This window comes from Mesorhizobium sp. MC2-1-1 (assembly GCF_057597255.1).
Genome location: NZ_CP195205.1, coordinates 3,455,333 through 3,477,589, shown reverse-complemented (window position 1 = coordinate 3,477,589; position 22,257 = coordinate 3,455,333). Strand labels below are relative to the sequence as shown.

At 65.2% G+C, this 22,257-nt stretch carries 19 protein-coding genes and 1 pseudogene; 7 read left to right on the top strand and 13 right to left on the bottom strand.

Annotated features, from left to right (window positions below):
- The first annotated feature begins 2 nt into the window (after positions 1-2).
- Genes nirB through ACR64R_RS17185 form a run of 3 tightly spaced genes read left to right on the top strand, consistent with a single transcriptional unit; the run spans position 3 to position 5,461 of the window.
- Positions 3-2,453 (top strand): nitrite reductase large subunit NirB, encoded by a 2,451-nt coding sequence (gene nirB / locus ACR64R_RS17195; protein WP_487357530.1) that lies wholly within the window; start codon positions 3-5, stop codon positions 2,451-2,453.
- 5 nt (positions 2,454-2,458) lie between these two features.
- A complete protein-coding gene (gene nirD, locus ACR64R_RS17190) occupies positions 2,459-2,788 on the top strand; it encodes a nitrite reductase small subunit NirD (RefSeq protein WP_487362467.1) in 330 nt (109 codons plus the stop codon).
- Between the two features lie 3 nt (positions 2,789-2,791).
- On the top strand, positions 2,792-5,461 hold the full coding sequence (locus ACR64R_RS17185; RefSeq protein ID WP_487357529.1) for a nitrate reductase: 2,670 nt from the start codon (positions 2,792-2,794) through the stop codon (positions 5,459-5,461).
- A gap of 25 nt (positions 5,462-5,486) precedes the next feature.
- Here ACR64R_RS17185 and ACR64R_RS17180 read toward each other — a convergent pair whose 3' ends face one another.
- From ACR64R_RS17180 to ACR64R_RS17145, 8 genes are all read right to left on the bottom strand, one after another.
- Positions 5,487-6,473 (bottom strand): ABC transporter permease, encoded by a 987-nt coding sequence (locus ACR64R_RS17180; protein WP_487357528.1) that lies wholly within the window; start codon positions 6,471-6,473, stop codon positions 5,487-5,489.
- Entirely contained in the window at positions 6,470-7,456 is a 987-nt protein-coding gene (locus ACR64R_RS17175; RefSeq protein WP_487357527.1) for an ABC transporter permease, read from the bottom strand. The genes ACR64R_RS17180 and ACR64R_RS17175 overlap by 4 nt, the downstream gene beginning before the upstream one ends.
- A complete protein-coding gene (locus ACR64R_RS17170; RefSeq protein ID WP_487362466.1) occupies positions 7,453-8,994 on the bottom strand; it encodes a sugar ABC transporter ATP-binding protein in 1,542 nt (513 codons plus the stop codon). The genes ACR64R_RS17175 and ACR64R_RS17170 overlap by 4 nt, the downstream gene beginning before the upstream one ends.
- Positions 8,995-9,220: 226 nt before the next feature.
- Positions 9,221-10,273 carry an ABC transporter substrate-binding protein gene (locus ACR64R_RS17165; RefSeq protein WP_487357526.1) on the bottom strand — a complete coding sequence of 351 codons (1,053 nt, stop codon included), beginning with the start codon at positions 10,271-10,273 and terminating at the stop codon, positions 9,221-9,223.
- A 70-nt stretch (positions 10,274-10,343) separates the two neighbouring features.
- On the bottom strand, positions 10,344-11,255 hold the full coding sequence (locus ACR64R_RS17160; RefSeq protein ID WP_487357525.1) for a sugar phosphate isomerase/epimerase family protein: 912 nt from the start codon (positions 11,253-11,255) through the stop codon (positions 10,344-10,346).
- Between the two features lie 19 nt (positions 11,256-11,274).
- Positions 11,275-12,801, bottom strand: coding sequence for a mannitol dehydrogenase family protein (locus tag ACR64R_RS17155; protein WP_487357524.1), 1,527 nt, complete (start codon positions 12,799-12,801; stop codon positions 11,275-11,277).
- Positions 12,798-13,580: an SDR family oxidoreductase gene (locus ACR64R_RS17150; protein ID WP_487357523.1), complete on the bottom strand. Its 783-nt coding sequence runs from the start codon at positions 13,578-13,580 to the stop codon at positions 12,798-12,800. The genes ACR64R_RS17155 and ACR64R_RS17150 overlap by 4 nt, the downstream gene beginning before the upstream one ends.
- A 162-nt stretch (positions 13,581-13,742) precedes the next feature.
- Positions 13,743-14,642, bottom strand: coding sequence for a MurR/RpiR family transcriptional regulator (locus ACR64R_RS17145; RefSeq protein ID WP_487357522.1), 900 nt, complete (start codon positions 14,640-14,642; stop codon positions 13,743-13,745).
- A gap of 195 nt (positions 14,643-14,837) precedes the next feature.
- Here ACR64R_RS17145 and ACR64R_RS17140 point away from each other — a divergent pair, with 195 nt between their 5' ends.
- Both ACR64R_RS17140 and ACR64R_RS17135 read left to right on the top strand, forming a co-directional pair.
- Positions 14,838-16,025 carry a Gfo/Idh/MocA family protein gene (locus ACR64R_RS17140; protein ID WP_487357521.1) on the top strand — a complete coding sequence of 396 codons (1,188 nt, stop codon included), beginning with the start codon at positions 14,838-14,840 and terminating at the stop codon, positions 16,023-16,025.
- A 593-nt stretch (positions 16,026-16,618) separates the two neighbouring features.
- Entirely contained in the window at positions 16,619-17,053 is a 435-nt protein-coding gene (locus ACR64R_RS17135) for a hypothetical protein (protein WP_487357520.1), read from the top strand.
- A gap of 81 nt (positions 17,054-17,134) precedes the next feature.
- Here the strand turns inward: ACR64R_RS17135 and ACR64R_RS17130 are convergent.
- The 3 genes and pseudogenes from ACR64R_RS17130 to ACR64R_RS17120 all read right to left on the bottom strand — a co-directional run.
- Positions 17,135-17,272 (bottom strand): annotated as a pseudogene (locus tag ACR64R_RS17130) (NADH-quinone oxidoreductase subunit D); the annotation flags it as partial.
- 8 nt (positions 17,273-17,280) lie between these two features.
- The gene (locus tag ACR64R_RS17125) at positions 17,281-17,691 is read right to left on the bottom strand and encodes a hypothetical protein (protein WP_487357519.1); all 411 of its coding nucleotides are present in this window, start codon (positions 17,689-17,691) and stop codon (positions 17,281-17,283) included.
- A 182-nt stretch (positions 17,692-17,873) separates the two neighbouring features.
- Positions 17,874-18,491: an alpha-ketoglutarate-dependent dioxygenase AlkB gene (locus ACR64R_RS17120; RefSeq protein ID WP_487357518.1), complete on the bottom strand. Its 618-nt coding sequence runs from the start codon at positions 18,489-18,491 to the stop codon at positions 17,874-17,876.
- A 99-nt stretch (positions 18,492-18,590) separates the two neighbouring features.
- Here ACR64R_RS17120 and ACR64R_RS17115 point away from each other — a divergent pair, with 99 nt between their 5' ends.
- The gene (locus ACR64R_RS17115) at positions 18,591-18,806 is read left to right on the top strand and encodes a KTSC domain-containing protein (RefSeq protein WP_487357517.1); all 216 of its coding nucleotides are present in this window, start codon (positions 18,591-18,593) and stop codon (positions 18,804-18,806) included.
- A 35-nt stretch (positions 18,807-18,841) separates the two neighbouring features.
- Here ACR64R_RS17115 and ACR64R_RS17110 read toward each other — a convergent pair whose 3' ends face one another.
- Positions 18,842-19,963 carry an NAD(P)/FAD-dependent oxidoreductase gene (locus tag ACR64R_RS17110; protein ID WP_487357516.1) on the bottom strand — a complete coding sequence of 374 codons (1,122 nt, stop codon included), beginning with the start codon at positions 19,961-19,963 and terminating at the stop codon, positions 18,842-18,844.
- A gap of 2 nt (positions 19,964-19,965) precedes the next feature.
- On the bottom strand, positions 19,966-20,655 hold the full coding sequence (locus tag ACR64R_RS17105; protein WP_487357515.1) for a GntR family transcriptional regulator: 690 nt from the start codon (positions 20,653-20,655) through the stop codon (positions 19,966-19,968).
- 158 nt (positions 20,656-20,813) lie between these two features.
- On the opposite strand from ACR64R_RS17105, the gene ACR64R_RS17100 reads away from it, so the two are divergent.
- Positions 20,814-22,184: an aspartate aminotransferase family protein gene (locus ACR64R_RS17100; protein ID WP_487357514.1), complete on the top strand. Its 1,371-nt coding sequence runs from the start codon at positions 20,814-20,816 to the stop codon at positions 22,182-22,184.
- Positions 22,185-22,257: the final 73 nt, after the last annotated feature.

Below are 22,257 nucleotides of genomic sequence, written 5' to 3'. Positions count from 1 at the left end.
ACATGACCGAAAAACTCGTCATCATCGGCAATGGCATGGCGCCAGGCAGGATGCTGGAGCACCTGCTCGAGGCGGCGCCCGACCGCTACGCCGTCACCATCTTCAACGCCGAGCCGCGGGTGAACTACGACCGCATCATGCTGTCGCCGGTGCTCTCGGGCGAGAAGGCGTTCGAGGAAATCGTCATCCATGGCGACGGCTGGTACATCAAGCACGGCATCACCCTCTACAAGGGCCACCGGATCGTCGCCATCGACCGGGATGCGAGGACCGTCACGTCGGACCACGGCGTGACGGAAAGCTACGACCGTCTGGTCATCGCCACAGGTTCGGTCCCGTTCATCATCCCGGTGCCGGGCAGGGATCTGCCCGGCGTGCTCAGCTATCGCGACCTCGACGACGTCAACGCCATGCTGCTCGCCGCGCAATCGCGCGCCAAGGCGATCGTCATCGGCGGGGGTCTGCTCGGGCTCGAGGCAGCCGCCGGCTTGAAGGAACGCGGCATGGACGTCACCGTGCTGCATGTCATGCCGACGTTGATGGAACGCCAGCTCGATCCGGCCGCCGGCTATCTGCTGCAGAAGGCCGTCGAAGCGCGCGGCATCAAGGTCATCACCAAGGCCAACACCAAGGCCATTGTCGGCGACGCCAAGGTCGAGGGCGTCGAGCTGATGGACGGCACGATCATTCCGGCGACATTGGTGGTGATGGCGGTCGGCATCCGACCGAGCACCGCTTTGGCCAAGGAGGCCGGGCTCGAGGTCAATCGCGGCATCGTCGTCGACGACCGCATGCGGACCTCGGATCCGGCGATCATGGCGCTCGGCGAATGCGCGGAGGTCGGCGGCCATGTCTACGGGCTGGTGGCGCCGCTTTACGAGATGGCCCGCGTCGCGGCGGCCGGGCTGGCGGACAGCGAAGACAGGCGCTTCGTCCATTCCGACACGCCGACCAAGCTCAAGGTCACCGGCATCGACCTCTATTCGCTGGGCGACTTCGCCGATGGTGAGGATCGCGAGGAGATCATCCTGCGCGACGCATCCGCCGGCATCTACAAGCGCCTCGTGCTGCAGGACAACCGCATCATCGGCACGGTGCTGTTCGGCGAGACGGCCGATGGCGCCTGGTTCAACGACCTCAAGAAGAAGGCGACCGACATATCGGCGATGCGCGACACGCTGATCTTCGGACAGGCGTTCCAGGGAGGCATCTCCTCGGACCCTTTGGCGGCCGTTGCGGCACTGGCGGATGATGCGGAAATCTGCGGCTGCAACGGCGTCTGCAAGGGCAAGATCACCGGCGCGATCACCGGCAAAGGGCTGAGCGGGCTCGACGACGTGCGCGCCCACACCAAGGCCTCGGCCTCGTGCGGCTCATGCACGGGCCTGGTCGAGCAACTGCTGAAGCTCACGCTGGGCGAGGCCTACAATCCCGCGGCGGTGCAGCCGATGTGCGGCTGCACGAGCCTCGGCCATGACGACGTGCGGCGCCTGATCAAGGCAAAGGGGCTGAAGACGATCCCCGCCGTCATGCAGGAGCTTGAATGGAAGACTTCCTGCGGCTGCGCCAAGTGCCGGCCGGCGCTCAACTACTATCTGGTCTGCGATTGGCCGGACCAATATGCCGACGACTATCAGTCGCGCTTCATCAACGAACGCGTGCACGCCAACATCCAGAAGGACGGCACCTATTCGGTCGTCCCGCGCATGTGGGGTGGCGTGACCAGCGCCAATGAATTGCGCGCCATAGCCGACGTGGTCGACAAGTTCGAGATACCGATGGTCAAGGTCACCGGCGGCCAGCGCATCGACATGCTGGGCATCCGCAAGCAGGACCTGCCGGCGGTGTGGGCCGACCTCGGCAAGGCTGGCTTCGTCTCCGGCCATGCCTATGCCAAGGGCCTGCGCACGGTAAAGACCTGCGTCGGCACCGACTGGTGCCGCTTCGGCACCCAGGATTCGACCGGGCTCGGCATCCGCATTGAGAAGTTCATGTGGGGTTCCTGGACGCCAGCAAAGGTGAAGATGGCGGTGTCGGGATGCCCGCGCAACTGCGCCGAAGCGACCTGCAAGGATGTCGGCGTGGTCTGCGTCGACTTAGGCTACGAGATCCATTTCGCCGGTGCGGCCGGCCTCGACATCAAGGGCACGGAAGTGCTCGGCCTGGTGAGGACCGAGGACGAGGCGCTGGAGGTGATCGTGGCGCTTGTCCAGATGTATCGCGAGCAGGCCCGCTATCTGGAGCGCATCTACAAATGGGCCAAGCGCATCGGCACCGCCGAGATCAAGAAGCAGATCCTCGACGATGCCGAGAAGCGGAAGGCCTATTTCGAGCGCTTCGTCTTCAGCCAGAAATTCGCGCAGGTCGATCCCTGGTCCGAGCGCGTCTCCGGCAAGGACAAGCACGAGTTCCGACCGATGGCATCGGTCGGGTTCGCGGAGGCGGCGGAATGACCAACATGAACTGGACCGCCATCGGCTCCATCGCCGACATCCCGCCGCGCGGGGCGCGCTGTGTCGCAACGCCGCAAGGCAGGATCGCCGTATTCCGCACGGCGGATAACCAGGTCTTCGCCATTGACGACCATTGCCCGCACAAGGGCGGGCCGCTGAGCCAGGGGATCGTCCACGGCGCGGCGGTGACATGCCCGCTGCACAACTGGGTGATCTCGCTGGAGACCGGCAAGGCGCTGGGCGCCGACGAAGGCTCGGTCAGGACGATACCGGTCAAGGTCGAGGGCGAACGGCTCTTCATCGCGCTTCAGGCTCTGGCCTCGAAAGCGGCCTGAGGCATGGAAGAAGCACGCGAGGTGAGGACCACCTGCCCCTATTGCGGGGTGGGCTGCGGCGTGCTGGCCGGGGTCGCCGCGGACGGCACGACGACCGTGCGCGGCGATCCCGAGCACCCGGCCAATTTCGGCCGGCTTTGCTCCAAGGGTTCCGCCCTTGCCGAGACACTCGGCCTCGAAGGCCGGTTGCTGCATCCGGAGGTTCTCGGCAAGCAAGCGAGCTGGGACGAAGCCCTCGACCTCGTCGCCGAAAAATTCCTGCGGGCTATCGCCGAGCACGGGGCGGATTCGGTCGCTTTCTACGTCTCCGGGCAATTGCTCACCGAGGACTATTACGTCGCCAACAAGCTGATGAAGGGTTTTATCGGCTCCGGCAACATCGACACCAATTCGCGGCTCTGTATGGCCTCGTCCGTCGCTGGCCACCGCCGCGCTTTCGGTGAGGACATCGTTCCTGGCGTCTACGAGGATTTCGAGCACGCCGATCTCATCGTGCTCACCGGCTCCAACACCGCATGGTGCCATCCGGTGCTCTACCAGCGCATGCTCGCGGCGCGGAAGGCACGTGGGACCAGGATCGTCGTCATCGATCCGCGCCGCACCGCCACGGCCGACGAATGCGACCTGCATCTGGCTCTCGATCCGGGCACGGACGTGCTGTTGTTCAACGGGCTGCTCGCGCATCTCGCGCTGACTGGAAAGACCGATGCCGATTTCATCCGCGACCATACGTCGGGCTTCGACGCGGCAGCTTCGCTCGCCGGCGCCGACGCGCCGTCGGTCGCCCGCGTCGCCAAGGGTTGCGGGCTGGCGGCTGCCGACGTCCAGGCCTTCTACGATCTCTTCGCCGGCACGGAGCGGACCGTCACCGTCTACAGCCAGGGCGTCAACCAGTCGGCGCACGGGACCGACAAGGTGAACGCCATCATCAATTGCCATCTCGCCACAGGCCGCATCGCCAAGCCTGGCATGGGGCCGTTCTCCGTCACCGGCCAGCCGAACGCGATGGGCGGGCGCGAGGTGGGAGGTCTGGCCAACCAGCTTGCCTCGCATATGGACTTCGCCGATCCGTCCGCCATCGACCGGGTCTGCCGCTTCTGGAATGCGCCAGACATCGCGCGGCGCGGCGGCCTGAAGGCGGTGGATATGTTCCAGGCGGTCGCCGACGGCCGCATCAAGGCGCTGTGGGTCATAGGTACCAACCCCGCCGTCTCGATGCCCGACGCCTCACGCGTGCGCGCCGCTTTGTCCAAATGCGATTTCGTCGTCGTCTCGGATGTGACGCGCACCGACACAACGCGCTATGCCGACGTGTTGCTGCCCGCCGCCGCCTGGGGCGAGAAGGACGGCACGGTCACCAATTCGGAACGGCGCGTCTCGCGTCAGCGGCCGTTCCAGCCGCCGCCGGGCGAGGCGAAGGCCGATTGGCGCATCGTCTGCGACGTCGCCGCCCGCATGGGCTTCGGCGATGCTTTCGCCTATCAGTCGCCGGCCGATATCTTCCGCGAGCATGCCGCGCTCTCCGCCTTCGAGAACGACGGCGAGCGCCTGTTCGATCTCGGCGGCGTGGCTGACCTCAGCGATGAAACCTATGCCGCCTTTGCGCCGCGCCACTGGCCCGCGTCGGAGAGAGGCGAGCAGCAGACAAGATTGTTCGCCGATGGCCGCTTCCCGACGCCCGACGGCCGCGCGCGTTTTGTGCCGGCGCGGCAGGAAGCGACGGCTTTCACAGTCGATGCCGATTATCCGCTTGCGCTCAACACCGGCCGGCTGCGCGACCAGTGGCACACCATGACGCGCACCGGGACCGTGCCGCGTTTGATGGCGAACGCGCCGGAGCCGGTGGTTGATCTCCATCCGGCCGATGCGGCCGCGCGACATCTCAAGGATGGCGACCTCGCTCATCTTTCAACCCGCTTCGGCTTCGTTCGGGCGAGAGTGCGGGTGTCGAACGCGCAGCGGCGCGGCCATGCTTTCCTGCCCATGCATTGGAGCGGCCATTTCGCGGCCAGGGCCTCCGCCGGAATGTTGTCCTCGCCGGTCACCGATCCGCATTCCGGCCAGCCGGAGCTCAAGCATGTTCCGGTCCGGATCATGCGGGAAGAGACCGGTTGGGCCGGCGTCCTCATCACGAGTCGCGATCTCAGGCCAACGGGTTTCGTCCACTGGAGCCGGCATGCGGTCGAAGGCGGCTGGGTCTACGAACTGACCGGCACCGAGCCGCCGGACCAGGGCATCCTCCTGGCGCGCAAGCTGCTGGGCGTCAAACGGCGGGACCAGTTGCTCGAATACACCGATCGCCGCGGCCTCGTTTATCGCGCGGCCGCCATCGACGATGCCGGCGCCATGGCGGAAGCCTTGCTGGTCGCCGCTCCGGAGCAGTTGCCGATGCGGGACTGGCTGGTGTCGTTGCTCGCCACGCGCCAGAAGCTGTCAGCGGCCGATCGCCATGCGCTTCTGTCCGGTCGCTCGCCTGTGCCCATGCCGGCTATCGGCCGCGTCGTATGCGCGTGCTTTCACATCGGCGCCAACCAGCTTGCGTCGGCCGTAGCCGCCGGATGCGACAGCCTCGAAGCGATAGGCTCGACGCTGCGCGCGGGCACCAATTGCGGCTCATGCCGCTCCGAGATCCGGGCGATCATCGATGCCCGCCAGGTGCAGGCGGCGGAGTGAGCCGCGCCTGTCACGTCACCCGGTTCTACCGATCCTCGACGATCCGCAGATAGGCCGCGGTCACGAACAGCACGATGAAGCCGAACAGTATACGGCGGCCGCCTTCGGGCATCTGCAGGATGGTGAGAAGCGTCGTCAGCACGGTCAGGATCAGCGCGCCGATGATGGTGCCGGTGTAGCCGCCGCGGCCGCCGAATATCGAGGTGCCGCCGATGACGGCGGCCGCCACCGAAGGCAGCACCAGCGGTTCGGCGAGCGACAGCGAGGGCGCCTTGATCAGGCCGATATAGAGCAGGCCCGTAATGCCGGCCAGCAGGCTTGAAAGCACGTATAGCGTAACGATCACCTGCCAGTAGCGGACGCCGGAGAGCCTGGCAGCGCGCTCATTGTCGCCGACAGCATAGAGCAGGCGGCCGAAGCCGGTGCGGTTGAGCATGAAGACGATCAGCACTGCCACCGGCACGAACAGCAGAAGCGCGTTGGGAAAACCGAAGGTGACGCCGGTGCCCAGCCAGTTGAGGAAATCCGGGATTTTCGCGCCGGACGCGATCACGGTGCGCTGGTAGACCTGCAGGAAGCCGGTGCCGATCAGGCTGGTGCCGAGCGTCATGATCAGCGGATGCACCCGGAAGACTCCGACGCCGATGCCGTTGACGAGGCCGATCAGCACGGCGGGCAACATGGCCAGCAGGAACGCCACCGCCGGATCCTGGTTGACGATCTGCGTCGCCATGATGAAGGCGCTCATCGTCGCCACCGTGCCGACGGAAAGGTCGATGCCGCCGGTGAGCATGGTCATGGTCTGGCAGCCGGCGAGGATCGCCAGCGGGATGGCGAACTTCGCCGTGTTGGCGAGCCAGCGCTCGTTGACGATGCCGGGGCGCAGCACCTGCAGGATCACCACGAGGATGATCAACAGGATGATCAGCGGGATCAGCGGCCGGTCCGCCATGAAGCGCTTGATACGACGGCCGAACGAGACAGGCTGGGACATGGTCGCGATGTCGGTCATGGCGTTGCTCCCGCAGGGCGGCTCCGCATGGTGATGAAGGCGCCGAACATAACGACCGCGACCATGATCGCGCCTTCGATGATCGCGGTGACGTTGGGATCGATGGCCAGAAGAGTCAGGTCGGTACGCACAAGCCTAAGCACGAAGACGGCGACGATCGGACCGAGCAGGCCGCCCTTGCCACCGCCGAGCGCGACGCCGCCCAGCACGATCGCGGCGACGCTGGCAAGCAGATAAGGCCCGGGGATGGGCGCGCCGATGCCGGTGCTTACGGTCAGCGACAGGCCGCCGAGCGCCGCGAACAGGCCGGAGAGCGCATAGGCGACGACCCTGGTCCGCGCCACCGGCACGCCGCTGCGGAAGGCGGCGAGCTCGTTGCTGCCGATGGCGTATATGGACAGACCGAGGCGTGAGCGCCTGAGGGGAATCCACACGATGCAGAGGCAGACGACGAGCAGCACCAGCGCCTTCGGCACCCAGGCATCGGCCCAATCCGGCAGGCCGGGGAGCGGCACTGTGCCGATGACGCTTGCCTTCAGCCATTCGGCGGCGGCGCCGCCAGGCGCTCCAAGCACAAGCAGCGCCGCGCCCTGCAGAACGAACAGCATGGCCAAGGTGACGACAATGTCGGGCACCCGGGTGACAACGATGAGGATGCCGTTCAGCGCGCCGAGCGCGAAACCCATGGCCAGCACGAAGGGCACGACGAAGAGCGCATATTCCTCGCTGGCGCCGTTCATCATCGAGGCCGCGGTGACGCTGGTCAGCGCCATCATGGCGGCGACAGAAAGATCGATCCCGCCGGCGATGACGACGACGGTCTGGGCCGCGACGGCAAAGGCGTAGGGCAGAACCGCCCGTGCCAGCGAGCCGAAGTCGCCGCTGCCGTAGCCCGGCTGGATCAGCTTCGTGACGACGAAGAGGAAGATCAGCAGAAGCAAGAGGCCCACGACCCAGCCCTGATTGCGGAAGAAACGGCTCATGGCGTGACCTCCGCATTGGAACTTGGCTTGACGTCGGCAAGGATGCCGACATCCGCCTTGGCGCCGCGCGGCAGGCCGTAGGCCGCGCGCATCAGCGCCGCCTCGTCGGCCTCTTCGACCGGGAAGGTGTCGACGACGCGGCCGCCGAAGATGACGATGACGCGGTCGCAGACACGCTGCACCTCCTCCATTTCCGACGTGTAGAACAGGACCGACTTGCCCTGGCCGGCAAGCTCGCGCAGCAGCTTGTAGATCTCCTGCTTGGTGCCGACATCAATGCCGCGTGTCGGGTCGAAGCAAAGGATGGTACGGGCGTCGGCGGCGATCCAGCGGGCGATGGTCACCTTCTGCTGGTTGCCGCCCGAAAGACGCTGCACCTCGCCCTGCGCGCGGGTGTCGATCTGCAATCTGGCGATGGCGCTGGAAACCACCACCTGCTCGCGGCGCATGCGGATCGGCCCCCACTTACGCAGCGCCGCGCTGAAGGGCAGCGCGATATTCTCGCGCACCGAGCGCTGCATGGCCAAGGCCTCGGCGCGGTCGCCCGGCACATAGGCGATGCCGGTCTGGATGGCGTCGCTCGGATGCGAGAATTTCACCGGCGCGCCGTCGACGTCGATGGTGCCGCCGGTCGGGCGGATCGAGCCCGCAAGTGCTGCGAAGAGTTCGTCCTGGCCCTGGCCCTCGAGGGCGAACACGCCGGCGACCTCGCCATTGGCGAGATCGAAGGAGACATCGTGTAACTTGGTGCCGAATTGCAGGTTGCGGACCGACAAGCGCTTACGAGCGCCGTTCGCGGCTTGATCGCCGGCCTGTCGCGCGGCGACGCGCGTCTTCTCGATGCGGGTGCCGAGCATCATCTCGACTATTCTTTCCTCGACCCCTGGCTCGATGTCGACGACGCCGACCGTGGAGCCGTCGCGCAGCACGGTCGCGCGGTCGCAGAGCGCGGAGATCTCGACGAAACGATGGGAGATGAAGATCACCGAGCGACCCGCATCGCCCTGCCGGCTCACGACTTCCAGCACCTTCTCGGCGAGGTTCGCCGGCAGCGCCGCGGTCATCTCATCGAGCAGAAGCACATCGGGTTCGACGGCGAGCGCCCGGGCGAGGTCGAGCACACGCAGGATGGCCAGGGGGATGTGGCGGGCCGTCTCGCGGATGTCGAGGTCGGGAATGCCGAGCTCGCGCACCCAGGCGCGGAAGGGCTCGACCGGCGTGCCGGTCAGCCTGAGGTTGGACAGGACATCGAGATCGGGGATCAGCGCCGGTTCCTGGTAGACAGGCAGCAAGCCGGCGCGGCGGGCAGCGGCGGGCGATCGGACATCGAGTTGCTCGCCGCGGATGAGGATGCGCCCGGCATCCGCCTTGATCGCGCCGGTCAGGATCTTCACCAGCGTCGACTTGCCGGCGCCGTTGGCGCCCATCAGCGCATGCACTTCGCCCGGCAGGACCGACAGCGAGGCGTTGCGCAGCGCGGCAACCGCGCCATAATTCTTCGCCACGCCGGTGGCGTCGAGGAGAGGGCTTTGCGGCAACGGGTTTGTTGTCAAATCGCGTGGTTCTCGTTCCAGAAATTGATGCAGTGGCGGCTGACCTTCCCCTCTGCCCTTGTGGGAGCAGGTGTCGCCGCAGGCGTCGGATAAGGGTGCTCGAGCGGGGTGAGACGTTGGCGTTTCATGGAACGCCTCTCATCCGTCTCGGCGCTATCGCGCCGATCCACCTTCTCCCACAAGGGGAGAAGGTGGAAGAGCGTCTACTCCCTTATTCGCCGGGACCCTTGCAGGCGATGATCTGGTCCTTGGTGTAGGTCGTCCACTCCGGGATCGAGATCGACACCGGCCATTCGGGGCTAAGCGAGGGGTCGACAACGCTCTTCAGCTTTGCCTTGCCTGCGTCGGTGGCGTTCTCCCACAGCTCGGGATTGACCAGCACGGTCTGCTGTGCCGGCTTCTTGCCGTCGAGGATCTGCAAGGCGAGCGTCACGCCGGCGCCGCCGATCGAGCCCGGATTGGTGACGGCCGCGCCGACCAGCCCCTTGACCGAGCTCAACTGGCCAACGAAGCCGGCATTGTCGGCGCCGACCACGGGCACCATCGGCGCCTGCTGCTCGACCAGCGCGTCGACGATGACGTTGTCGATGCCGGAGGTCCAGATGCCGTTGATCGGAGTGCCGGTGGCGAGGAAGGAGAGGATCTGCTGCTTGGCCTGATCCTGCTGCCAGCCGGTGAACACTTCCTGCGCGACTTTCACGTCAGGGAATTCGGCCAGTGCCTTCTTGAAACCCTTGTCACGATCGCTGTCGGCCGAGGCACCCGCGGCGCCTCGCATATAAAACACCTCGCCCTTGCCGCCCATCTGCTGGAACAGCCACTTGGCGCCGAGATAGGCGTACTGCTCCTGGTTGTTGGAGATGATGTAGGCGGACGGCTCGGTCACCGCCTGGTCGACGGCGACGACGACGATGCCGGCCTTGGTGGCTTCCTCGAGGCCGGCCTTGATGCCGGCCGGATCGGCCGGGTTGACGACGATGGCGTCGACCTTGGCGCTGATCAGGTTGCGGATGTCCTCGAGCTGGCCGGCGGCGTCGGTGTTGCGGTGGGCGATGTTGAGCTTCGCCACCTCGCCGGAAGCCAGCGCCTGCGCCTTCATGGCGCAGATCATTTCCTCGCGCCAGCCGTTGCCCTGGACCGTATTGGAGATGCCGATCGTGTACTTGCCGGCGGCGGCAGAGACGCCCACTGAGGCAATCAAGGCGGCGCCGGCGAGCAGCGTGGCCACGGTCAGATGTCTTTTCATTTCAGTACTCCTCCACATTGATTTTTCAGTTCAGTTCGATTCTTCCAGTCAGTTGCAGAGCGCCGACGTGGCGGCGTCCAGCTTTTCATCATTTGATGAAGGGGCTCAGCACATCGCGGGCAAGCAGGAAGCCGCGCTTTACCTTTTCATCCGTCCCCTCGAAGCGCCGGTCCTCATGCTCGATGATTACCGGCCCGTCGTAACCGGCCCGGTAGAGGCCCGAAAAAATCCTGTTCCAGTCGATGTCCCCAAGCCCCGGCATGCGCGGCACCTGCCAGCCTATGCCGGCCGAAAGGATTCCGCGCTCGTACAAACCATCATGATCAATCATCAGGTCCTTGGCATGGACATGGAACATGTGGGGGCCGAACTCGCGGATGAAGCGCTCCTTGTCGATCATCTGCCAGACGAGATGCGACGGGTCGAAATTCATGCCGACGTCGCCGCCCCAGGCTTCGAGGATGCGGCGCCAGATGTAAGGCGAATAAGCGATGTTGTGCCCGCCCGGCCATTCGTCATAGCTGAAGATCATCGGGCAGTTCTCGAAAGCGAGCTTCACGCCATGCTCGCGGGCATCGGCGATGATTGCCGGCCAGACCTTCTGCGCGTCCTCCCAGTTGGCGTCGACCGTCTTCGAGGCGTCGCCGCCGCAGAAGGTGTTGACGAGCGGGACACCCATGCGGCTCGCCAGCACGATCACCTTCTTCAGATGATCGATGACCGCTTCGCGATGCGCCCGGTCGGGATGCAGCGGATTGGGGTAGAAGCCGAGGCCGGAGATGGCCAAGCCCTTGCCGGCAAGCTCGTCGGCGATGTCCCTGGCCTGCGCGGCCGAAACGTCCACGTCGATATGGCTGGTGCCGGCATAGCGGCGGCTGGCGCCGGAAGTCTTCGGCCAGCAGGCGATCTCCAGCGCCTCGAAACCGGACGAGCGCGCCCAGTCGGCGACCTCGTCGAGAGCAGTATCCGGAAATGGTGCCGTCAGCAGTCCAAGTTTCATGATGCCTCCCAATACCTAACTATGCAGATCGAGCCGGCTGCTTCAACCGCGCATCGGTTGGCACAGAACAGACTAGTCTGACAAAGCCCATCGGATCCTTCGAGAGCAGGCCGTCGAGGCTGGCGACGACATGCGCGCGGAATGTGACGTTGGCGGCCAAGGACGGGTCAAAGATGGCGTCGATGGCGAGGATAGAATCGACAAGCGCGCTGCTGTCCGAACCGATGCGATCGGCGATCGCCGCAATTTTCTCGGCAAACGGGTCGGACACCTGCCAGGCGCGGCCGAAACGCGCGGAGGCCTTAATAAGATAGGCCATCCAGCCGGCGACGGGCACCGAGAGCAGTGCAATGGTCTCGCCCTTCGCCAGCCGGTCACGGATCGGATTGAGCAGGCGCTGCACGATCTTCTGCGAGCCGTCGGTGGCGATCTGGTGGTTGCGATGATGGATCGCGGTGTTGGCGAGGCGCGACAGGCTTTGCTCGAGATAGGCAGAGGGCGAAATGCCGGGCACTGGCCTCAGCGTCGGCAGCGTCTCCTCGGTCAGCATGCGGCGGACGAAAGTCGCGAGCAGCGGGTTGGCGATCGTCTCGAACGTGTGCTCGAAGCCGCCCAGAACACCGAGGTAGCTGAGCGCTGTCTGGGCGCCGTTCAGCACGCGCATCTTGAGGTGCTCGAACGGCATCACGTCGTCGACGAAGGTGGCGCCGACCAGGTCCCAGCGCGGCGCGCTACCAGCGAAATGGTCCTCGATCACCCATTGGCGAAAGCGCTCGCCGACGACCACGGCGCTGTCGCGGTAACCGAAGCGTTTTTCCACCGTGTCAATATCGGTTGCGGTCGTCGCCGGTGCGATACGGTCGACCATGGCCGAGGGAAAGGCGACATTGGCCTCGATCCAGTCCGCCAGCTTCCTGCCGCGCCGCTCCGCGAATGCGCGCACGACGTTGCCGAGAATGATGCCGTTGGTCGGGATGTTGTCGCAGGAGAGCAGCGTCACCGGCCGGCCATGCGTGGCCATGCGCAATTCCAGCGCCCTTGCCAGGATTCCGGGCACGCTGCGCGGTGTCCCGGGACTAGCGAGGTCATGGATAATATCAGGGTGGTCGAGGTCGAGCGCGCCGCTCGACGGGATGTGGCAATAGCCTTTCTCGGTCACGGTCATGGTGACCATCTCGATGTCGGGCGAAGCGAGCACATCCAACGCCGGTTCGGCGCTGTCCTGGCTGTCGACGACGCGCACGATGCTGCCGATGATGCGCGCCTCGACCTCGTCGTTCTGGCGAATGAGCCGTGTGTAGAGGCCATCCTGGCGCCCCAGCGTGTCGGCCAGCAGGGGAGGGCGGATATTGATGCCGACCAGTCCCCAGCGGTCGAAATCCTTCGCCAGCAGGTCATCGGTGTATTCGGCCTGATGGGAGCGGTGGAAGGCGCCGACGCCGATATGGGCGATCCCCGGCTTCAGCGCGGCACGATCGTAAGCCGGCTTGCGGACCTCGGACGGCAGGCGGCCAAGCAACGCAGGGCTGAGGTTCTCGGCGCTCACCGGTTGGCTCCGATCACCCATTGCTCCTGGTCGACCAGCGCCCCGGTCATCGGGCCGGCCGCGTCGGAAAGCAGGAAGACGGCAAGATTGGCGATGTCGGTGACGGAGAACAGCCGGCCGAAAGGCTGCGCCGCGCTGGCCGCGTCGAGCCAGCCCGGACCCTGGCCGAGCGTGTCGGCCTGCATGACGCGTTCGGCCGGCGTGTCGGTCCAGCCGACATTGATGCCGTTGACGCGGATGCGGTCGAAGCGATGGGCGTTCGCGGCATTCTTGGTCAGCGTCGCCAGCGCGCCCTTGGTGGCGGAATAGACGGCCAGCTCCGGCGAGCCGCAATGCGCGTTGATCGACAGGATGTTGACGATCGAGCCGCCCTGTCCGCGTTTCTTCATGTCGGCGATCGCTGCCTGCATCAGGAAGAAAGGGGCGCGTGCGTTGACGGCGAAGAGCGACGACCAATCGTCGAGGCTGGCGTCCACGAAGGAGGCGCGATCAGTCAGGCCGGCGGCGTTGACCAGACCGTCGATGCGGCCGAAGCGGTCGATGCAAGCCTGCGACAGTTGTGCCGGAGCTTGCGGATCGCCGAGGTGGGCGGAAGTGAAAGCGGCAGCGGTGCCCATGTCCGAGAGCTCCGCAGCGGCAGCGTCGCCACGTTTCGGGTCACGGCCAGTGATCAGCAGTCCGGCGGCGCCTGAGCGCGCGGCGATCTCGGCGATCGCGCGGCCGATGCCTTGCGTCGCGCCGGTGACCAGCACCACCTTGCCGTCGAGACGAACCTCCATTCCTCCTCCCGGAACAAAGTTTCTATTTTTTTGAATATGGAACGATAGTTCTCCTTAGTCAATCGTTCCGAGCGGTTCACCGTTTTCATGGACACGGTGAACCGCCCTATCTCTTTGTCTTTCGACGGAAGACCGCTCGCACTTTTCCTGGAATTGCTCCCTTCAGCCTGTCCGGCGCGCGACGACGCCGTGGACCAAGGCCATGCCGACGGCAAGCGAGGCGGCGAGCGAGCGGAACCCGCCAAAATCCTGCTCGACCACTTCCAGCCAGGTGTCGGACAGTTTTGCCAGCGGCGAGAAGGTGCTGTCGGTGATGGTGACAATGCGCGCCTTGCGCTCATGCGCGACGGCGACGAGGTCGGGCGTGATCGAATTGTAGGGGCTGAAGGAGACAGCAAGCACCGCGTCGCGCGGCGTGATGCAACCGACCTGGTCGAGCGCGGTCGAGCCGACATTGTCGACCAGCACGTTGCGCACGCCCTGCTGCGACAGCGTCAGCGACAGATAGGTGGTGACGGGGAAGGCGCGCTTGCTGCCGATGACATAGATCAGCTCGGCCGCCGCCAGATGGTCGACCATCGTCTCGAACCCGGCGATATCGAAATCATTGCCGATGCGGCCGAGCGAGGCCTGGCAGGCAGCGACCATGCCGTTCAGGAAATGCAGGTTTGCATTCGCCACCTCGGCCTTGTCCGGGCTGCCTTGCGTATCCGGCCAGGAGCCCTTCATGCGGTCCTTGAACAGGAGCTGGAAATCGGAAAAGCCGGAATAGCCGAAAATCTGCGCGAAGCGCACCAGGGTCGAAGGCTGCACGCCGGCCTGGTCCGCCACTTGCGCGATCGTGCCTAGCGCCACTTCGCTCGGATGCTGCCAGAGGAAGATCGCCACCTGGCGAAGCCGCTTGGGGAAATGCACGGTGCCCGACGAAAGCACCGCCCGCAGCTCTTCATAGGTTTGCGGCTTGGTGTAACCAAGAGCTGCCAGCGAACGGCTTCGCTTTCTCGCCGCCGTCTCCAGGCCATTCGCGGACGATTCGTTGGCCGTTCGGCGACGGCCGCTCATGTGACGTACCCAAGGACGGCTTGAAACACCCGAACCCTCCATCCGGATGCGGTCCATCACTGCGACCGCGAGAAACGCTAGCGCGGCACGATCGTTTTACAAAACAAAAAATAGAAATATCATTCGAAAATCGTGCGGACTGTCTATGTCCGCATCATGTCAAAACACCGCTGCATCGGGAGGATAATAGCAATCATGGTCTATGCAACCGCGGACGCAACCGCGCGCCAGCGCCTGAGAGTTGGAATGGTAGGAGGCGGCCGCAACGCCTTCATCGGCGCCGTGCATCGGCTGGCCATACGGCTCGACGACCAGATCGCGCTGGTCGCCGGCGCACTATCCTCGGATCCGGACAACGCAGCCGGCTCCGCCGCCGAGATCGGCATCGCGCCTGAGCGCAGCTATGCCGACTACCATGCCATGGCGAGGGCCGAGGCGGCCCGGCCGGACGGCATCGAGGCGGTGGTCATCGTCACGCCCAATCATCTGCACGCGCCGGTCGCCACCGCCTTCCTTGAAGCCGGCATCGACGTGATCTGCGACAAGCCGCTGTCGACGACGCTTGGCGAGGCCGAAGCGCTGGTCGCGCTGGCGAAAGCCAAGAAGCGCCGCTTCGTCGTCACGCTGAACAACACCGGCTACGCCATGGTGCGTCAGGCGCGCGAAATGGTGGCGGCGGGCGAACTCGGCCGCATCGTGTCCGTGCATGGCGCGTATATCCAGGATTGGCTGACCAAGCCGATCGACGCCGAGGGCCAGAAGCAGGCCGAGTGGCGCACCGATCCGGCGCGCGCCGGTCAGTCGGCCGTGCTTGCCGACATCGGCGTGCACGCCTTCAACCTGGCGAGCTTCATTTCCGGTTTCGAGGGCGAGGCCGTTTCGGCCGACCTGTTCACAGCGGTGCCGGGGCGGCGGCTCGACGACAACGCGCATGTGCTCGTGCGTTGGACGGGCGGCGCGCGCGGCACGATCCTCGCCAGCCAGACCTCGCCCGGCCACTACAACGACCTTTCGGTGCGCATCTATGGCGAGAAGGCCGGGCTCGAATGGTCCGGATCGCGGCCGGAGGAGCTGCGCTTCTCGCCCTATGGCGAGGAAACGCGCACGCTGGTGCGCGGCGGCCATGGCTCGACGGCAGAGGCCCGGCGCGTCTCGCGCATGCCGGCCGCGCACCCGGAAGGCTATATCGAGGCCTTCGCCAATTTCTACCGCGACGCCGCCGACATCATCCGCGCGCATCGCGCGGGCGCGACGGTTGACGCAGGGCGGGTGTCGCAGGTGCCCGACGTGGTGGACGGCGCAAGGGGCGTGAAGTTCGTGGCCGCGGCGGTGGAGTCGAACGCGGCGGGCGGAGCGTGGATGCCAGCGCGGTTTGCGGGATAGTGGCCGGATGTTGGTACCCTTTTCGGCCGGCCAGCCAGCCTGTCGGATCGATCAGGAGGGCGGTCCCGCAAGGGTCATGCGGGCTGGGCTCGCGTCACATGGTGTGGTGGAGCATGAGACGGCGTGATGGCACCTCCTGAGTCGGCAGTGCTGGCGCCAGATTATCTCCACGCGAATGCTTTGGCGGCAGATCGTTATCATCCGGATTGAGGAATGGGTTCTTCGTCCTGCAGCCGGTCCAGATCCGGTTCGCGGCGTGGGCGCCCGGCGCGGGGATTGGTCTGGTTTGGGAGAGTCGCCATCGCGCTTCCTCCCGCTCGGCGCCCGGGCAAGCTCTGCCGCGATCCCGACGGACGGGATATCCCGCCCGACCTGAAACGATGATCGCCGCACTCAGACGCTTCGTCGGAGGCGATCGGCGCCGACTGGCAGAACTGTCGCGCTCGCGAATGGTGCAACCAGCATCGCGCCAGGCGGTGGCGACAAGTAACGATCAAATGATTCCGCGAGCCTGCTTCGGCTCTTGCCGGCGGCGGTCGGCGCCTTAGTTCCCATGCCGGGCGAGTGGCCATCTGCCGACATAGGAGGCGGCCGTGAAGCATCAAACCCTTGACCAAATCAACGCCGTTGCCGACGTTCATGCCGAAGCACCGGCTCTCTTCGCCAATCGAGGCCAGCGCCTCGAACGCTGGGCGCAACTTCTCGAACAGAGCCCGAGCCGCCGCCTTACGGCGTTGGCGGGCACCGAATACGTCTCACCCGACATGCGTGCGAGAATGCGCGCTGACGGATCGGCGATCACCGTCGCTTTCGACGATCCGATCTTTCGCGCGCAGGGCCTGCAGGACGACACTTACGGCGAAGCCAAGCGCTTCTTCGAAATGAGCGACTGGCAACTGCATGAGGTTGTCTGCCATTGCCATGTCGGCGCGAACATGCCGGCAAGCTGGGCGGCATCGCGCGTGCGCGCGGCGGTCTCTCCGGGCGCAGGCATTCTTGCCTGGTTGAGAGCGGTGTTCATGCATTAGGGGCGGTGGTTCCGTCTGCGGGATCGTGCCGGGCCGGACGGTTGATGGAAGAGATGGGGAGGCGCCGGGCTCTCCTTCTCGTCAGCGACCGATCTCGCCGAAGACGATGTGACGATGTCGAACGCGCCGATGACCCGCCGCGACATCGGCCAGCATGTGCTCGCGCGACAGGAAATCCATCGCCTGGAGATAGGTGAAGGATGGCGTGCAGATGTTGCAGCCTAACGTCAGGCCGTCGTCTGGATGATCAGCGTCAGCGTGCCGTCACCGTCGATGTTGGCGGCAACGACCTGTGACGAGTTGAGGCCATTGGCATGCAGGACCGACGTTGCCGCGGGCGAGGAATCGACCGAGTTCTGCAGCTTGGCCAGCTCCTTGGCCGTCGTCCTGGTGACTATGGCCTCCGCCTGCGCCTTCACTTCCGAGGGCAGGTCGTCAATCGCCACCACGGCGATGTTGGTCACGTTCTGGGCGGCGTCGCCTTGATCAGGCTGGGCCTGGTCGGGCTGCGGCTTGTCCGGGATGGGCTCCTGAGCAGGAGGCGGGGCTTTCGGCGGCTGCGAATCGGCGCGTTGAGCAGAAGCGGGCTGCGCCAATGCGATTGCCGACAGCGCCAGGACCATCGTCAAGGTGCGCATCGTCTTTCCTTTCGATCTCGAAATCTGACGACACAACCGCGGGGCCGGGTGATGGTTCCTGGAAAGCCGTGACAGCGGCGACTTAGAGCATTCCAGGAAAACTGTGAGCGGTTTTCCGACCGGAATTGCTTAAAAAAACAAAGATAGAGCGGTTCGCCGTTTCCGTGAAACGGTGAAACGCTCTAGGAGACGCGCATTGTCCGGAAGGTGACGGAGTAGCGGTGTTGTTCGACAGGCGGGATGGAGTGTTCCCACTCGTTTCGCGACGGGCCGGCCATGAGATAAATGGACCTGGGCTCGAGCTCGATGGTTTCGCGGTCCCATGCCGTGCCGCTCTTGCGGCGCAGCCGGAAGCTGCAGGGCGCCAGCAGGGAAACACCGGCGACGATCTCGAAATGCGGCTTATCCCTGTGCCGGCCTATCCCGGCGCCAGGACGATACTCGTTGATAAGCACCTGCGCGAATTCGCTCGCCGCGACGCCCGCGAATTTGGCGACCTTGGCGCGCAGCGGCAGCAGGAAATCCGGAATGCGCGGCGCTTCGAGCACCTGACGGCGCTCATAGTCATAGCGCAGACCGAAGCCGACGACCTGCCTGTTGGCAAGATGGCCGTGAAAATCGAACGGTTCGAAAGGCAGGCCCCGGATATGGCGGATCAGTTCGCGCTCTTCGTCACGGTCGATCAGTTCCGGCTGGTAGGAGAAGCCTTCGGGCAGGCTTGCGGGCAGCGCGCGTCCGGACGCATCGAAGAGGTCGCCCTGGCAGGCGCTCTCCTTGGTCGGGCGTTTGGCTGATGACATGCGGCTCAGATAGGAGGTCGGAACACGTGTGCAAGGCCGCTCCCTGCCCGCGGAACCTGGAGATGCGTGAAGGGTTAGGTTGGAAGCAGGATGCTGGCCATGCCTTCCACCGCAATCCAGAACATTCACTACGATCCGTCGAGGCGAGTCCTTTCGGTGTGGTTCGTTCCGACGGGCAAGCGCTATGACTATGAGGACGTCGGACCCGAGGTCTATACGGCTTTCAAGACGGCTTTCTCGAAAGGCCAATTCTTCAACGAGTTCGTGCGCGATCGCTTCAGATACCACCTCGTCGGACGTGGACGCCGGCATTGAGCGCCAGAGCGCCGCGTCTTGACGCCGCGGCGCCGTCAGCCCGTCTTGGGCGCGAGGATGCGCATCACCTGTTCGGCAATCGCCAAGCTTGAGGTCAGGCCGGGGCTTTCGATGCCGAACAGATTGACCAGGCCGTCGATGCCGTGCGTTGCGGAGGCCTGGATGACGAAGTCGCTGTTGGCTTCGCCAGGACCGGAGAGTTTCGGCCGAATGCCGCTATAGGCCGGCTGCAGGCTGTCGTCGGCCAGACCAGGCCAATATTTGCGGATCGCATCGTAGAAGCGCTCGCCGCGCGCCGGATCGACACGGTAGTCGAGCGTGTCCGTCCATTCGACGTCGGGACCGAACCGAGCCGTGCCGCCGAGATCAAGTGTCAGATGGACGCCAAGCCCGCCCGGTTCGGGCACGGGGTAGACCAGCCGCGAGAAGGGCGCCCGGCCCACCACCGAGAAGTAATTGCCTTTGGCGTAGCGAAGCGTCGGCAAGAACCGACGGTCGAAGCCTTCGAGCGAGCCCGCCAGCGCGACGGCGCCAAGGCCGGCCGCGTTGATGAGGCGCGGCGTGGCGATCTCGAAACCCTCGCCGCTTGCCGTGTCCATCGTCTGGATTACGATGCGGCTGGCATCGACGCGGCCCGAAACGATGCGCGTGTTGAGTGACAGCATTGCGCCGCTTTCCTCAGCGTCGCCGAGCAAGGCGAGCATGAGCGCGTGGCTGTCGACGATACCGGTGGAGGGCGAGAGCAGCGCCTTGGTGCAATGAAGCGCCGGCTCCAGGGCTTGCGCCTCGGCGGCGGAGACGGACCGCAGATCGTCGACACCGCAGGCAGCGGCGCCGGCCCGGATCGTGGCAAGCACGGGTTCCTGGGCCTCGTCGGTCGCGACGATCAGCTTGCCCGAGCGGCGATGCGGGATCGCACGGTCCGCGCAGTAGCGGTAGAGCATGTCGCGGCCGGCGACGCAAAGCCGGGCCTTCAGCGATCCTTGCGGATAGTAGATGCCGGCATGGATCACTTCCGAATTGCGCGAGCTCGTCTCGGTGCCGAAGGCATCCGCCGCCTCGAGGATCAGCGTATCCAGGCCGCGCGCGGCGATCTTGCGCGCAATCGCAAGACCGACGACGCCGGCGCCGGCGACGATGCAGTCGATCTGTTCCATTCTCAGCCCGCCACCGCCATGTCGGCGGCGCTCCTGCCGAGCAGCCGTTCGAGAATCACGTTTCCACCCTCGGTGATGTCGGCGATGATCGCACGTTCGGCGGCATCGGCATCCCCTTTCTTGATCGCGGCGAACACCGCGTGGTGGTTGTCGATCATGGCGCGGCCGCCTTCATGATAGGATTCCGCGATCAGCGGCCCCATCTGCAGCCACAGCCGATTGAGGATGCCGCGCAGCACCACCATATTGCCGATGTCGGCCAGCGCGAAGTGGAAGGTCTGGTTGAGCTCCAGCGCCTCGGTCCAGTTCCTGTCAGCAATGGCACTTTCGTTGCGGGCAATCAGATTGCGCAGCCGCTCGATGTCCTTGGCCGTCGCCTTGAGCGCGGCCTCGCGCGCGGCGAGCCCTTCGAGCTTCAGCCTTATCTGGCGGATCTCGCGATAGCGTTCCAGCCTGATGATGGGGACGCGCACCTCGCGCGCCGATTTCTGGACCAGGGCTTCATCCTGGATGAGGCGCAGTATCGCGTCGCGAACCGGCGTGACGCTGGTGCCGAGCGACTGGGCGAGATCGCGGATGGTCAGTCGCTCACCCGGCGCGAAGCGTCCCTTGACCAGCGCCTCCGAGAGCCGCGCATAGACCGTGTCACCGAGATTTTCGTGTTCGAGCGTCTCGAAGCTGAAGCTCTTCATGCCGTTTCCGCCCCATTCAGTCATTGTCCCCAAAAGGCTTGACTGTGTATGTTATAAGAAACATGATGCATCAAACACCACAATGCAAGAGGAAGCTGCAACCTCTGGACGAGGGGGCAGGACAATATCCGCTTGCGCGCCTGCAGACAGGAGCCGTCATGGACGCCAGACCGAATTCCCCCGAAGCCCGCGACATCCGCTACCACCTGCATGGCTATACCAACGCCCGCAAGCATCAGGAGACGGGTCCGCTGGTCATCGAAAAGGGCGACGGCATCTATGTCGAGGACCTCGCCGGCAATCGCTATATCGAGGCGATGGCGGGCCTGTGGAGCGTCGCCGTCGGCTTCTCGGAAAAGCGGCTGGTGGACGCTGCGACAAGACAGATGTCGAAGCTGCCCTTCTATCACGACTTCGGCTCGAAGGCGCATTCGCCGCTGATCGACCTGGCCGAAAAGCTGGTGCAGATGGCGCCGGCGCCGATGAGCAAGGCCTATTTCACCAATTCCGGTTCCGAGGCCAACGATACCGCGATCAAGATGATCTGGTACCGCTCGAACGCGCTCGGCCAGCCGGCGCGCAAGAAGATCATCAGCCGCAAGCGCGGCTATCATGGCGTCACCATCGCCTCGGCGAGCCTGACCGGGCTGCCCAACAACCATCTCTCCTTCGACCTGCCGATCGCCAACGTCCTGCACACCTCGACGCCGCATCACTGGCGCGACGCCCAGCCCGGCGAGAGCGAGGAAAAGTTCTCCGCCCGGCTCGCCGACGATCTGGAAAAGCTGATCCTTGCCGAGGGACCCGAAACGATCGCCGCCTTCATCGGCGAGCCTATCATGGGCGCCGGCGGCGTCGTCGTTCCACCCGACGGCTACTGGGAGAAGATCCAGGCGGTGCTGTCGAAATACGACATCCTGCTCGTGGCCGACGAGGTGATTTGCGGCTTCGGCCGGACGGGCGAGATGTTCGGCTCGCAGACTTTCGGCATCAAGCCCGACATCATGGTGCTGTCGAAGCAGATTTCCTCATCCTACCTGCCGATCTCGGCGCTGCTGATCAACGACAAGGTGTTCGAGCCGATCGCCAACGAGAGCGACCGTATCGGCACCTTCGGCCACGGCTTCACGGGCGGCGGTCATCCGGTCGCCGCGGCCGTCGCGCTGGAGAACATCAAGCTGATCGAGGAGCGCGATCTCGTCGGCAATGCGCACAAAGTCGGCGCGCATCTGCAGGCAAGGCTGCGCAATCTCGCCTCGCATCCGCTGGTGGGCGAGGTGCGCGGCGTCGGTCTCATCGCCGCCGTCGAGCTCGTCGCCGACAAGGCGACCAAGGCGCCTTGGGGCAAGCCGGCGGCGCTCGGCGCGCTGGTCAACGGCCTTATGCAGCAGAACGGCGTCATCTCACGCAACATGGGCGATGCCATCGCCTTCTGCCCGCCGCTGATCATCACCGAGACCCAGGTCGACGCGCTGGTCGATGCGTTCGAGCGGTCGCTCGCCGCCGCGCTGCCGCAGGTTCATCCGTAGGGCTGAAGAAGCACCAGCTTCCCGCCGCGAGGCGTGCTGGGCAGCTGCGACGGCAAGGAGAGCGAGACGATCC

Excerpts from the sequence above, each read along its gene's own strand:
- ACR64R_RS17160 (WP_487357525.1), bottom strand. The coding sequence starts at position 11,255 with ATGAAACTTGGACTGCTGACGGCACCATTTCCGGATACTGCTCTCGAC.
- ACR64R_RS17165 (WP_487357526.1), bottom strand. The coding sequence starts at position 10,273 with ATGTGGAGGAGTACTGAAATGAAAAGACATCTGACCGTGGCCACGCTG.
- ACR64R_RS17140 (WP_487357521.1), top strand. The coding sequence starts at position 14,838 with ATGGTCTATGCAACCGCGGACGCAACCGCGCGCCAGCGCCTGAGAGTT.
- ACR64R_RS17150 (WP_487357523.1), bottom strand. The coding sequence starts at position 13,580 with ATGGAGGTTCGTCTCGACGGCAAGGTGGTGCTGGTCACCGGCGCGACG.
- ACR64R_RS17185 (WP_487357529.1), top strand. The coding sequence starts at position 2,792 with ATGGAAGAAGCACGCGAGGTGAGGACCACCTGCCCCTATTGCGGGGTG.
- ACR64R_RS17125 (WP_487357519.1), bottom strand. The coding sequence starts at position 17,691 with ATGCGCACCTTGACGATGGTCCTGGCGCTGTCGGCAATCGCATTGGCG.
- ACR64R_RS17120 (WP_487357518.1), bottom strand. The coding sequence starts at position 18,491 with ATGTCATCAGCCAAACGCCCGACCAAGGAGAGCGCCTGCCAGGGCGAC.
- ACR64R_RS17100 (WP_487357514.1), top strand. The coding sequence starts at position 20,814 with ATGGACGCCAGACCGAATTCCCCCGAAGCCCGCGACATCCGCTACCAC.
- ACR64R_RS17180 (WP_487357528.1), bottom strand. The coding sequence starts at position 6,473 with ATGACCGACATCGCGACCATGTCCCAGCCTGTCTCGTTCGGCCGTCGT.
- nirD (WP_487362467.1), top strand. The coding sequence starts at position 2,459 with ATGAACTGGACCGCCATCGGCTCCATCGCCGACATCCCGCCGCGCGGG.
- ACR64R_RS17110 (WP_487357516.1), bottom strand. The coding sequence starts at position 19,963 with ATGGAACAGATCGACTGCATCGTCGCCGGCGCCGGCGTCGTCGGTCTT.
- ACR64R_RS17115 (WP_487357517.1), top strand. The coding sequence starts at position 18,591 with ATGCCTTCCACCGCAATCCAGAACATTCACTACGATCCGTCGAGGCGA.
- ACR64R_RS17145 (WP_487357522.1), bottom strand. The coding sequence starts at position 14,642 with ATGAGCGGCCGTCGCCGAACGGCCAACGAATCGTCCGCGAATGGCCTG.
- nirB (WP_487357530.1), top strand. The coding sequence starts at position 3 with ATGACCGAAAAACTCGTCATCATCGGCAATGGCATGGCGCCAGGCAGG.
- ACR64R_RS17175 (WP_487357527.1), bottom strand. The coding sequence starts at position 7,456 with ATGAGCCGTTTCTTCCGCAATCAGGGCTGGGTCGTGGGCCTCTTGCTT.
- ACR64R_RS17105 (WP_487357515.1), bottom strand. The coding sequence starts at position 20,655 with ATGAAGAGCTTCAGCTTCGAGACGCTCGAACACGAAAATCTCGGTGAC.